The organism is Collinsella sp. TM04-29 (assembly GCF_003466565.1).
In the GTDB taxonomy this organism is placed as follows: Bacteria; Actinomycetota; Coriobacteriia; order Coriobacteriales; family Coriobacteriaceae; genus Collinsella.
In genome coordinates this window covers 1,178,343-1,192,462 of record NZ_QSPW01000001.1, presented here as the reverse complement: position 1 = coordinate 1,192,462, position 14,120 = coordinate 1,178,343, and the positions used below count along the sequence as shown (strand labels likewise).

Genomic DNA, 14,120 nt, shown 5'->3' with positions numbered 1-14,120 from the left:
AGCAAACCGTGCCCAGCCCAAAGCGAGGTATTCAATATGTCTGAAAAGCGCCGTACCTTTGCCGTCATCGACGGCAACTCGCTCATGCATCGCGCCTTCCACGCCGTGCCGCCGACCATGAACGCGCCGGACGGTCGCCCCACCAACGCGATCTTTGGTTTTCTGAACATGTTCCTCAAGATGATCGATGCCTTTAATCCCGACGGCGTTGTCGTGGCGTTTGACAAGGGCAAGCCGCGCGTGCGTATGGAGATGCTGCCGCAGTACAAGGCGCAGCGCCCGCCCATGGACCCCGACCTGCACGCGCAGTTCCCCATGATCAAGGAGCTGCTCGCCGCGCTCAACGTGCCCATTTTGCAGTCCGAGGGCTGGGAAGGCGACGATATCCTGGGAACCATGGCGCGCCTGGGCGAGGAGGCCGGCTGCGACATGCTGCTGGTGACCGGCGACCGCGACATGTATCAGCTCGTGACCGAGCACGTCAACGTGGTCTCGACTCGCAAGGGCCTGTCCGACGTGGCGATCATGACGCCCGAGAGCGTGGACGACCTGTATCACGGCATCACGCCGGCGCTCGTGCCCGATTTTTACGGTCTGAAGGGCGATACGTCGGACAACATTCCCGGCGTACCGGGCATCGGCCCCAAAAAGGCGAGTGCGCTCATCGCGCAGTACGGCAGCCTTGACGAGGTCATCGCGCATGCTGACGAGGTTAAGGGCAAGATGGGAGAAAACCTGCGCGCACACATCGACGACGCGCTGCTGAGCCGTAAGGTGGCGACCATCCGCACCGATGCACCCGTTGAGCTCGATTTTGAGGCGACGTCCTTCCCGGCGTTTTCCGCCGATGAGGTTTCCGCGGCGCTGGGCACGCTTGGTATCACCGCCATGCAGAACCGTTTCTTGGCGCTGATCGGCGGCGAGGGCGGGGCAGCTGCCAGCACGTTTGAGATTCCCGCCGTTTTGCGCGCAGCCGCCGGCGATGCTGGCGCGCTTGGTGCCGTTGCGGCTGAGGTCTCCCGCGTGATTGATGCCGGCGAGTGGGTCGCCGCCGTGGTGGACGATGACAAGGAAGAGGGCGCGCTCTTTGGGCTGACGCGCACGCTGTGGTTGGCGACGTCCAAGGGCCTGTTTGCGCTCGAGGAGGGCGACAGTGGTGCGGCGGCTGAGGTTGAGGGCTTCAACTTCGCCCACGGCGTGATTGCCGGCGTGCTCGCGCGTCTGTTTATGGAAGGCCGTGTGGCGAGCCCGGATATGAAGGCGCTTCTGCATGAGCTTTCGCCCATCGATTCTTCTGAGCTCGAGCTCATGGATCCGCTGGCAGTCGATTCCACGCGCATCTTCGATACCGTTGTTGCCGCCTACCTGTTGGATTCCGACCGCTCCGAGTTTGACGAGGTGTATCTGGCCGATACGTATCTGCAGATGGCGCTGCCTGCGGCGCGCGGCGCAGAGGGTGCTGGCGAGGACGCTCCTGCGCCCGCCGCTCGCACGGCGGCCTTGACGCTGGCGCTGGTTGCACCGCTGCGTGACCGCATGGCCCGCGAGAACGCCGCCAACGTGTTCGATGGGATCGAGATGCCGCTCGTGCCGGTGCTTGCCAAGATGGAGCGCGCGGGCATGCTCGTGGACCCCGACCGCCTGCACAGTCTGTCCGAGGGCCTGGCGACCCAGATTGCCGATGTCGAGCGCAGCATTCGCGACCTGGCCGGCGACGAGACCTTTAACATCGGCAGCCCCATGCAACTCTCGCACGTGCTGTTTGATGTTATGGGACTTCCGACCAAGGGCCTCAAAAAGACCAAGCGCGGCTACTATTCGACCAACGCCAAGGTGCTGAGCGACCTTGCCCGCGACCACGAGATCGTGCGCCTGATTTTGGACTGGCGTGAGAAGTCCAAGATTAAGTCGACCTATCTGGACACGCTGGGCCCGCTGCGCCGTGGTGACGGGCGTGTGCACACCACGTACAACCAGACCATCACCGCGACGGGGCGTTTGTCTTCGAGCGACCCCAATCTGCAAAACATTCCGACGCGCTCGGAGCTGGGGCGTACCGTCAAGACGGCGTTCTCGGCGGGCGAGGGCAGCGTCTTTTTGGCGGTGGACTACTCGCAGATCGAGCTGCGCCTGCTCGCGCATCTTTCGGGTGACGAGCACCTGGTGCGCGCCTTCAACGAGGGCGAGGACTTCCATGCCGAGACGGCCGCGCGCGTATTTGGCGTGCCGGTGTCCGAGGTGACACCCGACCTGCGTAGCCGCGCCAAGGCCGTGAACTTTGGCATCGTGTACGGTCAGCAGGCCTATGGTCTGTCGCAGTCGCTGCACATCTCGATGGCCGAGGCGCGCGATATGATCGATCGCTACTACGAGGCCTACCCGGGCGTGCGCACGTTCCTCGACAATGTGGTGGCGCGAGCCAAGCAGACGGGCTATGCCGAGACCATGTATGGCCGCAGACGCCATATTCCCGAGCTCAAGGCCAAAAACCCACAGCTCCGCGGCTTTGGTGAGCGCACGGCCATGAACCACCCCATGCAGGGCACCGCCGCCGACATCATCAAGATCGCCATGGCCCGCGTAAGCCGTCGCTTGGAAGAAGAAGGCTTTGCCGCCCACATGATCCTGCAGGTACACGACGAACTGGACTTTGAGTGCCCCGTCAACGAAGTCGAGCGCCTAACCACCATGGTCCGCGACGTCATGGAACACGTAGTAGACCTCCGCGTCCCCCTAATCGCCGAAGCCAGCACCGGCATAACCTGGGCCGAGGCCAAGTAGCGAGCGACGAGCTTGCGGGCGATGACCATGGGTGCGACGCTTCTGGCCGCCCGATGGTCGCAGGTCGCCAATGCCGACGCCGCGGAACGTTTCCAGGCTTGGATGCGTCCCGCGGCGTCTTTCTGTGCGGTTAGCAGCTCCTGCGGCGCACGAGCTCTACGGGGGCCACGGTCTCCATGGCGGGGGTGCGGCCTGCGATGAGGTCGAGGAGCGCCTTGCAACCCTCTTGTGCCATGAGCTCGGGGTGGCGCTGAACCGTGGTGATCTGCGGCGTGGTGAGCTTTGAGTAGATGGAGTCATCGTAGCCCACGATCTTGATGTCTCCGGGCACGTTGAGACCTGCTGCCTGCACGGCGCGCAGCGCTCCTGCGGCCGAATGGTCGCTTGTAGCAAAGATGCCGTCGAGCGGCATGCCCGCATCGATCATTCCGGCAACGATATCCTGAGCCTCGTCCATGCTAGGACGCTGGCCGGTGACGTAGGCCATGTACTCGCGGCGAAGCGGCAGGCCATGATCGGCGAGCGCATGCATATAGCCCGTGAGGCGGTCGTTGCGGTCGTAGTCTGCGGTAAAGCTCGAGATGGTGAGGATGTTTTTGCAGTCGCGGTCAATGAGTGCGCTCGTTGCCAGGTAGGCGCCGCGTTCGTCATCGGTCCCCACGTGGGGGATGGCGAGGTCCGACTGCGGCATGCGGTCGATGCAGACCACGGGGATACCGCGCGTGACGATGTCGTTCGTGAGCTCACGCAGGCCCGAGATGCATATGATGCCGTCGGCCTGCTTGCTGGCAAGGCTATGGAAGTAATCGCGCTCGCGCTGCGGATCGTTGCCGCTGTTGCAGACAAAGACAGAGTACCCCTGCGCCGCAAGCGTGCGCTCTACATGGTAGGCGATCTTGGAAAAGAAGTCGTTGGATATATCGGGCACGATCATGCCTATGGAGCGCGACTGCGCTTGGCGAAGCGTCTTGGCGGACTGGTTGGTAACGTAACCGTACTGGTCGATAACATCCTGCACGCGTTTGCGCGTGTCCTCGGAGAAACGGCCAACGTTGTTGACCACATGGCTCACGGTGGCTACGGAGACCCCGGCAAGTTGGGCGATTTCTTTCATTGAGAGCTGTTTTTGCGCCATGGGACCTCCAGCTTGGTTAACGCCTGCTGGTTAACAATTATAACGTCCTATTTGGTTAACACTTGATTATACGATTAACCATGAATTAGGTACCGTTCACGGAGTGAATAACTACCGCTTACCGATTCATACACTGGCATTTGGTAGATTCTCAGCTGGTTATACGATTAACCAAATGACGCTCTTGGACGAATTTGTGAGGGATCATCTATGCTTCTCTGCCCCAGTATGATGTGCGCCGATTACGGCGAGCTTGCCAACACGGTGCGTGAGCTCGACTCCGCGGGTGCCGATATCTTTCACTGCGATGTGATGGACGGTAGCTTTGTACCTAACTTTGCGATGGGCCTCGAGGACATCAAGGCCGTGCGCGCTGCCACGCAAAAGCTCGTCGACGTGCATCTGATGATCGAGAACCCGGCGGCCAAGATCGACCTCTTTGCCGATGCGGGCGCTGATATCATCTACATTCATCCCGAGTCCGAGCGCTATGTGGTCAAGACGCTCGCCGCCATCAAAGCGCTCGGTTGCGCTGCGGGCATCGCCGTCAACCCCGATACCGCGGTGACCCTGCTCGAGGAGATTCTCAACCTCTGCGACTACGTGATGGTTATGACGGTCAATCCCGGTTTTGCCGGGCAGGCGTTTATCGAATTCACTAAAAAGAAGATTGAACAGCTTGCGGCTCTCAAGGATGAGTACGGCTTCAAGATCATGATCGACGGCGCCTGCTCGCCCGCGCGCGTCAAGGAACTCTCGGCCATCGGTGCCGACGGCTTCATCTTGGGCACGAGCGCATTGTTTGGCAAGGACATGACCTATGCGGAAGCGCTTGAGAAGCTGCGTCAGGGAGAGGAGTACTAACCGCGGCAGGCCAGAGGCTGTCAGTTAATAGCAAAGAGCCATGTGGCTCGATCGAAAGGAACCTGTAAATGAAGATCGCAATCGGTAACGACCACGTGGCCGTCGAGCTCAAGAACATCATCAAGGAGCACCTGGAGGAGCGCGGCTACGAGGTCGTGGACTTTGGCACCAACTCCACCGAGCGTTTTGACTATCCCATCAGCGGCTACAAGGTCGGCTGCGCCGTGGCGGCAGGGGAGTGCGATCTGGGCGTTCTTATCTGTGGCACGGGCGTGGGCATCAGCCTGGCAGCCAACGCGGTTGAGGGCGTGCGTGCCGTGGTATGCTCCGAGCCCTATTCGGCCAAACTCAGCCGCGAGCACAACAACACCAACATCGTGGCCTTCGGTGCCCGCGTGGTGGGCTCCGAGCTCGCAAAGATGATCGTGGACGAATGGCTCGACGCCAAGTTCGAAGGCGGTCGTCACCAGCGCCGCATCGACATGATCGCCAAGATCAAAGAGACGCAGCAGCTCGAAGCGGCTGAAGCCTAGCCAAATTGACCGTACAGAAAAAGGGCTCGTATCAACGACGAGCCCTTTTCAATTCAAACAATTCAGCCAAGTATCTAGGCACCAAGACGCCATCCAGGCGGCAAGCAAGTAGCCCAAGGACCCGACTCGCCCGGCCAGGTCCGACGAGCAACGTTAACGTGCCGCCAGGATAGCGTCGATGAGTGTCAGTACGCCCCCGTCGTTGTTGCTCGGAATGCGCCATTTGGCGTGCGCGTTCATGTGCTCCTCGGCATTATCCACGATAAAGCTATGCCCGACGCGCTCCAGCATGGGGATGTCGTTGTACGTATCACCCACGGCGGCGGCATCAGCGATATCAATGCCCAGCTGCTCGCACAGGTGCGCGACGCCCGACCCCTTGTCGACGCCCAGGTTCATAAAGTCTATCCACTCGCGCCCGGCGTTGGTGACGTAGAGCTTGTCCGAGAACTCGGGGCTGTAGTTCTCGCGAAACGCGGGCTCGGCATCGTAGGCGGGGAAGAAGATCGAAATCTTGTTGGACTCGATATCAATGCCCTCAAAGCTATCGACGTAGTTGATCGTGTTGTAGTAGACGCTGAGTTCGTCGTGGTATTGATGGTCACGGGCAAGTACGTAGAACTCGTCGTAGCAGCATAGGACGGGGACGGCGCGAGAATCCTCCGAGGCGCGGCTCAAGACCTGCTGATACAGCGCCACATCGATGTTGCTCTTATAGATATAGTTGCCGCGATAGATGACGCAGGCTCCGTTGTCGGGGCAAAAGGCGAGGCGGTTCTTGATGCCCTCGAACATCTCCTCGAGCTTGGGGGCTGGACGTCCGCTGGCGGGGCAGAATACGATGCCGGCGTCGGCGAGCTTGTCCAGGCGCTCATCAAGACCCTGCGGCAACACGCGCTCGTCGGTGAGCAGCGTCTTGTCCATGTCGACGGCGATGAGTTTAATGTTGCCGATGTTAGCGTCTGATTCATAAGTCTGCATAAATGCTCCTTTCCGTTTCCAGATTGTTTCGGGCGTAATGACCCTCTGCTATGTAATCGAGCGTATTTTCGCAGGAATGGTGCGTACTTGCACTGCAATTCACAAACTAATGAAAAAACTTTTCAGAAATTTGAATTTGTCGCTTGTACAGCAGGCACTTTAGCGTAATATAGCGACCATCGAAAACGGAGACGGCAAAAGCACCGCTTACCGAGGAAAAGGTACCGTTTGCGATATTAGAATTGCGCCCGGCGATAGGTGAAAGGAGAGGCAGATGCAGTTCGTAAAGATCATCACCACTGCAGATAATGCCATCCGACGCCAGCGCGCAATTTCCCGACGACGATAACAATCGTCTCTGTTCGTATGGGGTGAAATGCCCCAACAGAGTCATTTTGAGGTCGTTGGGTTTTAGCACGATATAAACGCATGTTTCTAGAGCATGCTGTGCTGCTTTTTGCTATTTAACCTGATATTGCACGGTTTTTTGACCTCGAAATGACTTGCAACTGACCGATGTTCTAACTAGCTACCAAGGGCGAAAGGAAACAGCCATGAGCAAGGAAAAAGTCGTTCTCGCATATTCCGGTGGTCTTGATACATCCGTATGTGTCAAGTGGCTCCAGGACGAGAAGAATCTCGATGTCGTTTGCGTCTGCGGCAACGTGGGCCAGGAGGAGACCGGCTTGGATGCCAAGAAGCAGAAGGCGCTTGACCTGGGCGTTCTCGATTGCCAGGTGCTCGACCTGCGCGACGAGTTCTCCGATGAGTTCCTGACTAAGGCCATCGCCGCAAACTCCATGTACGAGAACAAGTACCCGCTGCTCTCCGCGCTGTCTCGCCCGCTGCTCGCCAAGAAGCTTGTCGAGGTCGCTCACGAGTTTGGCGCGACCTACGTCGCCCACGGCTGCACCGGCAAGGGTAACGACCAGGTTCGTTTTGAGGCTGCCGTCAAGGCCCTCGACCCCGAGCTTAAGGTTATCGCCCCGGTTCGCGAGTGGGATCTGAAGTGCCGTCCCGATGAGGTTGCCTATGCTCACGCCCACAACGTGCCGGTTCCCGAGGGCGCCAACGACAACCCCTATTCCATCGACGACAACCTGTGGGGTCGCGCCATCGAGTGCGGTCACCTGGAGGATCCCTGGAACGAGCCGCTCGACGACGCCTGGGTTATGACCAAGAACCCCGAGGACACGCCGGACACCCCGACCTACACCGAGATTGAGTTTGAGGCGGGCAAGCCCGTCGCCGTCGATGGCAAGAAGATGAAACTCTCCGAGATCGTCATCGCCCTCAACAAGATTTCGGGTGACAACGGCTTTGGCCGTCTCGACCTGGTCGAGGATCGTCTGGTGGGCCTCAAGAGTCGCGAGTGCTACGAGGTTCCTGGCGCCCTGACGCTCATCACCGCCCACAAGGCGCTCGAGGACATCTGCGTCGAGGGCGACCTGCTCAAGACCAAGATTAAGCTCGAGCAGGATTGGGCCACCGCCGTGTACAACGGCCAGTGGTACAGCCCGCTCAAAAACGCGCTCGATGCCTTTATGGCCGACACCCAGAAGTTCGTGACCGGCACCGTCCGTCTGAAGTTCTTTAAGGGCAACTGCCATGTCGTCGGCCGCAAGAGCCCGTTTAGCCTGTATGACTACGGTCTGGCTACCTACGACCGCGACACTACGTTTGACGAGAAGGCCAGCGCCGGCTTTATCGAGATCGATACGCTGTCGCTCAAGACGTGGGCTAAGGTCCAGGGCCCCAGCTCTGCTGCCGCCCAGGCCTAGCGCCTCCTTCCTTTGGTATCCGCGCGGCCCATCCGCGTGATACATAACGGGCGCATGGGGTCCCTACCTTTCGTTATGCTTGCTGACACTTCTTAACATCGGTGGCCCCTACGTTCCGCCCGCATATATGATGCCGCGTCTGCGGCTGAGTCCGAGCCCCGCCGGGGTTGTCCGGCGGGGCTCCTCCTATCAATTTGACGGCCCTGCGCCTATATATATGGGGAGTATCCATTATGTTCAATGCTATCGCGCATGCTTTACTTGCCCTCGCGCCCGAGTTCGATGCTGCAAAGGTCGAGGACGTTCCTATGAGCCTAAAGGCCTGGATCGATGGTTCGCAGGGCAACATTCGGAGGGAGACGTTGGGCGCCAAGTGCATGGCGCGTCACTTCTTTGCAAATTAGCTATAGGGCCTCGCACATGGTGGGGAATATACAAAACTAGCGGTTGAGAAATCGCTTTAGCGACAGGGCGCATTGCTTTGGGCGCTTGTTTTGGGATTTGATGAAAGGGGACGGTTCCATGGCTCTTTGGGGCGGTCGTTTTGAGGCAGGCGTGGCCGAGGTCACGCAGGAGTTTGGCGCGTCGTTGCCGGTTGACAAACATCTCTATAAGCAGGATATCGCCGGATCTAAGGCACATGCCAAGATGCTGGCGGCCCAGGGCATTATCAGCGCCGAGGACGAGCAGGCGATTGCCGAGGGCCTGACTGGAATCGAACAGGATATCGATGCCGGCAACTTCACCTTTGATATCAACGACGAGGACATTCATATGTCCATCGAAAGCGAGCTGACGCGTCGTATCGGCGAGGCTGGCAAGCGCTTGCATACTGGGCGTTCGCGCAACGACCAGGTGGCGACCGATACGCGCCTGGGCGTCAAGGCGCTGGCCAAGGAGCTCATGGAGGCCAATCTTGAGCTGCGCCATGTGCTGGTGGATGCGGCCAAGAAGTACGACAAGGTGATTCTGCCGGGCTACACGCATATGCAGCACGCTCAGCCCGTGCTGCTCTCGCATCATCTGCTGGCGTATTCCTGGATGTTCGCGCGCGACTTTACGCGCCTGAAGGTCGCCTTTGATGCCGCCGACAACTGCCCGCTGGGTGCTGCCGCGCTTGCCGGTACGAGCTATCCGCTCGATCGCCAGATGACGGCTGCCGAACTTGGCTTTGCGGGCGTGATTCCCAACTCGCTCGATGCGGTTTCCGACCGTGATTTCCTGCTCGATCTGCATTACGCCGGATCCGTCATGGCGATGCACCTGTCGCGTCTTTCCGAGGAGATCGTGCTGTGGTCGAGCTCCGAATTTGGCTTTATCACGCTTTCAGACTCCTACTCCACCGGCTCGTCTATCATGCCGCAGAAGAAGAACCCCGACTTTGCTGAGCTTATCCGCGGCAAGAGCGGTCGCGTGTACGGCAACCTGGTGCAGCTGCTCGTGACCATGAAGGGCCTGCCGCTTGCTTATAACAAGGACTTGCAGGAGGACAAGGAGGGCGCGCTCGATACCGCTCACACGCTCATGCAGTGCCTGTCCGTTATGGCCGGAATGATTTCGACCTGGACCGTCAACGAGGATGCCATGGCGCGCGAGTGCGGCGTGGGGCATCTTGCCGCCACCGATGTTGCCGATTACCTGGCTAAGCGTGGTCTGCCGTTCCGTGAGGCACATGCCGTGGTGGGCCATCTGGTCCTGATGTGTGAGAAGCACGGCTGCAATCTTGAGGACCTGCCGTTTGAGGTGTTCCAGGAGGCAAGCCCGCTCTTTGAGCGCGACATTACCGAGGCGCTCGACATCCCGTCGATTGTCGCCGCACGCACGACCGAGGGCGGTACCGCCCCTGCCGCCGTTGCCGTGCAGCTGCAGCGTGCCGAGGCGCAGCTCGTGGCCGACGAAGGCGTGTTTGGATCGCTAACCAAGGTTGTCGAGATGGGTCACGGGGCAAAGTAAAGGTTTGGCTGAAGACGTATTGTCCATTTATTGATAAATCGTTTTTGTTTTACGGGCGTCTGCTGATGCGGGCGTCCGTATTTTGTTGCTATGGGGGAGGGGCTTGTCGAGAACTTCTGTAGGACCTTTGGGCAGGTTGTGTAGGGGGTACGTTCACAGGCGGCAACCGACCGTCCGCTCGGTTCGATGCGGTTGATGGGCGGTCGGATGGTACTCTAATCAGGCTTCGAAACAGAAGTGACACATATGGAGCGCTTTAATAAATTGTAGCGCTTCAATAAACAGCTTTTTGTTTAACTGCAGCTAAAACTCTGTTACGATGCAGTCCGGGCGGGTGCCGGAATGGGACTTGGGCACGCGCGAACCTACTTGAAAGGCTACCTTATGGCTATCGAGAAGACCTTCATCATGATTAAGCCCGACGCGGTGCGCGATCGCAAGATCGGCGAGATCGTTGCTCGCATCGAGCGCAGCGGCCTTGTCATCGAGCGCATGGAGATGACCACGCTCGAGCGCGCTACCGTCGAGGAGCACTACGCTCATCTGGCCGACAAGCCCTTTTTTGGCGGTCTCTGCGACTTTATGACGAGCGGTCCGGTCGTCAAGATGGTCGTTTCCGGTCTCTCCGCTGTCTCCAAGATGCGCACCCTTATGGGCGCTACCAACCCGCTTGATGCTGCGCCCGGCACCATTCGCGGCGACTTCGCTGTCGATGTCAACGCCAACGTGATCCACGGCTCCGACTGCCTGGAGAACGCCGAGATCGAGATCAAGCGCTTCTTTGGCTAAACCAGCTTTGACTCCTTAAAGCTGTTAGCGTGTGGCTTGGGCGCCGCGGAACTCCATCCGCGGCGCCCTTTTATATTCCAGCTGATTTTTGGGACATGCCTAGAAATCTACTAAAAAGCCCCCGCCTGGAATGTGCGTGCATTCCAGGCGGGGGCTGTCGCTAGCGTATGGCGTTGTAAGTCTTTAGGCCTCGTCGACGACCTTGAGACCGCGGGTCTGGTCGATCTCGTTGAGGAGGTTGACGCGACGCTCGTGGCGGCCGCCCTCGAACTCGGCGTCGAGCCACTCGTCGACGATCATCTTAGCGAGCTCGGAGCCTACGACGCGGGCGCCAAAGGCGAGCACGTTGGTGTTGTTGTGCATGCGGGAGAGCTTGGCGCTGAAGGGCTCGGAGCATACGACGGCGCGTACGCCCTCGACCTTGTTGGCAGCCAGGCTGATCCCGACGCCGGTACCGCAGATCAGGATGCCCAGGTCGACGTCGCCGTTGGCAACGGCCTTACCCACCTTGTAGCCGGCGATGGGGTAGTCAAAGCTCTCGGAGGTGTCGGTGCCAAAGTTCACGACCTCGCAGCCGCGCTCCTTCAGGTGCTCGGAAATGATGTTCTTGAGCTCGACGGCGGCGTGGTCGTTACCGATACCGATCTTCATGGATGGTTCCTCTCTGGTCTGTGCGGCGCAAATGCTAAAGGTGTTTACCGCGTTCGACTGCATGATAGCGCGACTTTTGCGTAAACGCTCGGGCGTTTTTTGGTCAAACGCTTTAGCAGGCAACAAGACCCGCTTTTCATGAATGAATGCCGCCAGTTTGTGCTTGAGCGCCGTCCGCCGGAACCATGGTTGCGGTTTTTGATGCATTGTTATCAAATAGAAGAGCTAATTATTTTTGAGAGACCAGCCCGTTATGCAAGCAGGAGATACCTATGCCTACCGATTCCCTTCGTGATGCCGCGTTTTGCGATGTTTTGAACCGCGAGCTTGTCTGTGCGCTCGGCTGCACCGAGCCCATTGCCGTTGCCTATGCGGCGGCGCTGGCGAGCCAGACGCTCGGTTGCGAGCCCGAACATATGGATGTTGCCTGCTCGGGCAACATCATCAAGAACGTTAAGAGCGTGACCGTGCCCAACTCGGGCGGTATGCACGGTATTGAGGCCGCGGCCGTGCTGGGTGCGGTGGGCGGTGACGCCAAGAGCGCGCTCGAGGTGCTCGAGAGCGTTGACGATGCGGATCGTGCTCGCGTGACTGAGCTGCTTGTCGACGCCGACTACTGTGATGTGTCGCTCGTCGAGGGCGTGCCCAACCTCTACATCAAGGTGACTGCCACGGCTGGTGGCCATACCGCGGTCGTCGAGATTACCGATCACCACACCAATGTCACGTGCCATACGCTCGACGGTATTCCGGTATGCGGCAAGTCGGCGGGGGAGTGTGCCGCCTGCGCCGAGCGCGTGGTGGCCGAGCGGGCGGCGGATAAGGCCGACACACCCATGTCGATCGAGTCCATCATCGACTTTATCGAGGCCGGCGACATTGAGGATGCCCGCGCGGCCGTCGAGCGTCAGATTGAGCTGAACGGCGCGATCAGTGCCGAGGGCCTCGCGCACGCTTGGGGCGCCGAGGTGGGCCGTACGCTGCTGGGCGCTCGTGCCGATGACGTCGCCTGCCGTGCGCGTGCGCGTGCGGCCGCCGGCTCCGATGCCCGTATGAACGGCTGCGCGCTGCCGGTCGCCATTGTGTGCGGCTCGGGCAATCAGGGCATTACCTGCGCCTTGCCCGTCATGGAGTATGCCGAATACCTGCGCTGCGACCACGAGCGCCTGGTGCGCGCCGTGATGCTGTCCGATCTTATCGCCGTGCATATCAAGAGCTATATTGGTGCGCTCTCGGCGTTTTGCGGTGCTATCTGCGCCGCGTGCGGCGCCGGCGCTGCGATTACCTGGCTGTGCGGTGGCACGCGCGAGCAGATTGGCGCGACGGTCTCGAATACGCTCGGTAACGTGGGCGGCATCGTGTGCGACGGTGCCAAGGCGAGTTGTGCCGCCAAGATTTCGGCTGCCGTCGATGCGGCGATTCTGGGACATGACATGGCCATGCAGGGGCGTGGCTTCCGTGCCGGCGAGGGTTTGATCCAGGATACCGTCGAGCAGACGATTGCCAGCATGGGCTACGTGGGCCGTGTGGGTATGAAGGACACCGACGTCGAGATCCTCAACATCATGATCGGCAAAACCCAAGTGTGCTAGGACAGTTCGTCGGCTACTTGGTGTTCGTAGAAGGCTTCTACTACGGCGTTAAAGTCGCGGGCGAAGCCTTCCATGGTTCCGCGCCAGGTGACTCGGTTGGGCTTGCCCTGGCCTACATAGGCAGTCTGAATGCCGCAGGCGGGGTTAGGGAAGTCGCGTTTGGGATCGTTGCCCACCATAAGGACCTCGTGCGGTTCGAGCCCCATCACCTGAAGCTGCTCTAGATAGTAGGTGGCATCAGGCTTGCAGCGGGTGGCGTTTCCCATGTGCGTGACGAGCTCAAAGGGGGCGTCGGCCAGGTCGCCCCAACCCATGCGGCACTCGATGGCCCCCTGCGGAAAGCTGGGGTTGGTAAAGAGCGCGCAGCGCAGCCCTGCGTCCTGTACGGCCTGGAGCGCGGCGTGTGCGCCCGGCATGGCATGGGCGTTGATGAGTTCGTCATTCTTGTACGGAAGAACTTCGCGGTCGTAGTAGGTAAACGCCTCGTAGATGAGGGGATCGGAGAGGCAAATCCCGCATCGGCGCTTGACCTCTTCTTGGTAAAACTCAAGATTGGTGCGGTTGTCCGTGCCGCTGCGGCGATTGGCGTTGAGGTCGACCAGGATGGTGCCGAGGCGTGCCATCGTGCCACCGCGGCTGCGGCGCCCGATATCCGCGAGCATCGAAGAGACATCCTTAAAATAGCGAAGGATGAACGCGTTGAGGTTGATGCTAAGAAGCGTTTCGTCCATATCGAAAACGACTGCTTTGAGCACGCGGGCACCTTTCTCGAAAAATCGATCTAGAATCGTTGGCTCCGGATACTTTACCCCAAAGCCGAATGCCTGGCTGGTTATCGTCAAGTTGCGGAGACGTGTGTTCATAAGATTACGAAAAAGTCTCCACACGAGTAAAAAATCGCAGTTCACGCTTGAAATCGAACTCATTTCCCCGTAACCTATACGAACGTGATTGCATAAGCGTCACATTAGTATCTGTCGGCTCCCGAGTGTTCCTAAACGTTGTGTGCTTGTCGCACCCTTCTGTAGGTCCTAGCAATCGGGGCCCCGTAGTTCGAAAG

13 protein-coding genes are annotated in these 14,120 nt (G+C 59.4%); 8 read left to right on the top strand and 5 right to left on the bottom strand.

All coding sequences use genetic code 11. From position 1 onward, the window contains the following. The first annotated feature begins 36 nt into the window (after positions 1 to 36). The gene (gene polA / locus DXD39_RS05385) at positions 37 to 2,781 is read left to right on the top strand and encodes a DNA polymerase I (protein WP_117803356.1); all 2,745 of its coding nucleotides are present in this window, start codon (positions 37 to 39) and stop codon (positions 2,779 to 2,781) included. A 130-nt stretch (positions 2,782 to 2,911) separates the two neighbouring features. On the opposite strand, the gene DXD39_RS05380 is transcribed toward polA, so the two are convergent. Continuing rightward, positions 2,912 to 3,895 (bottom strand): LacI family DNA-binding transcriptional regulator, encoded by a 984-nt coding sequence (locus DXD39_RS05380; protein WP_158565447.1) that lies wholly within the window; start codon positions 3,893 to 3,895, stop codon positions 2,912 to 2,914. Positions 3,896 to 4,126: 231 nt separating this feature from the next. Here DXD39_RS05380 and rpe point away from each other — a divergent pair, with 231 nt between their 5' ends. Both rpe and rpiB (DXD39_RS05370) read left to right on the top strand, forming a co-directional pair. Beyond that, a complete protein-coding gene (rpe, locus tag DXD39_RS05375) occupies positions 4,127 to 4,780 on the top strand; it encodes a ribulose-phosphate 3-epimerase (protein WP_117803354.1) in 654 nt (217 codons plus the stop codon). Positions 4,781 to 4,848: 68 nt separating this feature from the next. Beyond that, complete coding sequence (gene rpiB / locus DXD39_RS05370; RefSeq protein WP_117800344.1) at positions 4,849 to 5,313, top strand: ribose 5-phosphate isomerase B; 465 nt, start codon at positions 4,849 to 4,851, stop codon at positions 5,311 to 5,313. A gap of 153 nt (positions 5,314 to 5,466) precedes the next feature. Here the strand turns inward: rpiB (DXD39_RS05370) and DXD39_RS05365 are convergent, their stop codons facing one another. Together DXD39_RS05365 and DXD39_RS10165 are read right to left on the bottom strand one after the other, a co-directional pair. Next, positions 5,467 to 6,294, bottom strand: a complete 828-nt coding sequence (locus DXD39_RS05365) for a Cof-type HAD-IIB family hydrolase (protein WP_117800343.1) — start codon at positions 6,292 to 6,294, stop codon at positions 5,467 to 5,469. Between the two features lie 106 nt (positions 6,295 to 6,400). After that, positions 6,401 to 6,712, bottom strand: a complete 312-nt coding sequence (locus DXD39_RS10165) for a hypothetical protein (protein WP_147348087.1) — start codon at positions 6,710 to 6,712, stop codon at positions 6,401 to 6,403. A 136-nt stretch (positions 6,713 to 6,848) separates the two neighbouring features. Here DXD39_RS10165 and DXD39_RS05360 point away from each other — a divergent pair, with 136 nt between their 5' ends. From DXD39_RS05360 to ndk, 4 genes are all read left to right on the top strand, one after another. Continuing rightward, complete coding sequence (locus DXD39_RS05360) at positions 6,849 to 8,075, top strand: argininosuccinate synthase (RefSeq protein WP_035138001.1); 1,227 nt, start codon at positions 6,849 to 6,851, stop codon at positions 8,073 to 8,075. A gap of 233 nt (positions 8,076 to 8,308) precedes the next feature. Next, on the top strand, positions 8,309 to 8,479 hold the full coding sequence (locus tag DXD39_RS10160) for a hypothetical protein (RefSeq protein WP_156058436.1): 171 nt from the start codon (positions 8,309 to 8,311) through the stop codon (positions 8,477 to 8,479). Between the two features lie 118 nt (positions 8,480 to 8,597). Beyond that, positions 8,598 to 10,028 carry an argininosuccinate lyase gene (argH, locus tag DXD39_RS05355; protein WP_117803353.1) on the top strand — a complete coding sequence of 477 codons (1,431 nt, stop codon included), beginning with the start codon at positions 8,598 to 8,600 and terminating at the stop codon, positions 10,026 to 10,028. Between the two features lie 384 nt (positions 10,029 to 10,412). Next, entirely contained in the window at positions 10,413 to 10,817 is a 405-nt protein-coding gene (gene ndk / locus DXD39_RS05350) for a nucleoside-diphosphate kinase (RefSeq protein WP_055251725.1), read from the top strand. A gap of 183 nt (positions 10,818 to 11,000) precedes the next feature. Here ndk and rpiB (DXD39_RS05345) read toward each other — a convergent pair whose 3' ends face one another. Beyond that, on the bottom strand, positions 11,001 to 11,468 hold the full coding sequence (rpiB, locus tag DXD39_RS05345) for a ribose 5-phosphate isomerase B (RefSeq protein ID WP_055251633.1): 468 nt from the start codon (positions 11,466 to 11,468) through the stop codon (positions 11,001 to 11,003). A gap of 272 nt (positions 11,469 to 11,740) precedes the next feature. On the opposite strand from rpiB (DXD39_RS05345), the gene DXD39_RS05340 reads away from it, so the two are divergent. Further along, positions 11,741 to 13,060, top strand: a complete 1,320-nt coding sequence (locus DXD39_RS05340; protein WP_117803352.1) for a serine dehydratase subunit alpha family protein — start codon at positions 11,741 to 11,743, stop codon at positions 13,058 to 13,060. On the opposite strand, the gene DXD39_RS05335 is transcribed toward DXD39_RS05340, so the two are convergent. Next, complete coding sequence (locus tag DXD39_RS05335) at positions 13,057 to 13,815, bottom strand: HAD family hydrolase (RefSeq protein ID WP_117803351.1); 759 nt, start codon at positions 13,813 to 13,815, stop codon at positions 13,057 to 13,059. The two genes, DXD39_RS05340 and DXD39_RS05335, sit on opposite strands and share 4 nt — an antisense overlap. Positions 13,816 to 14,120: the final 305 nt, after the last annotated feature.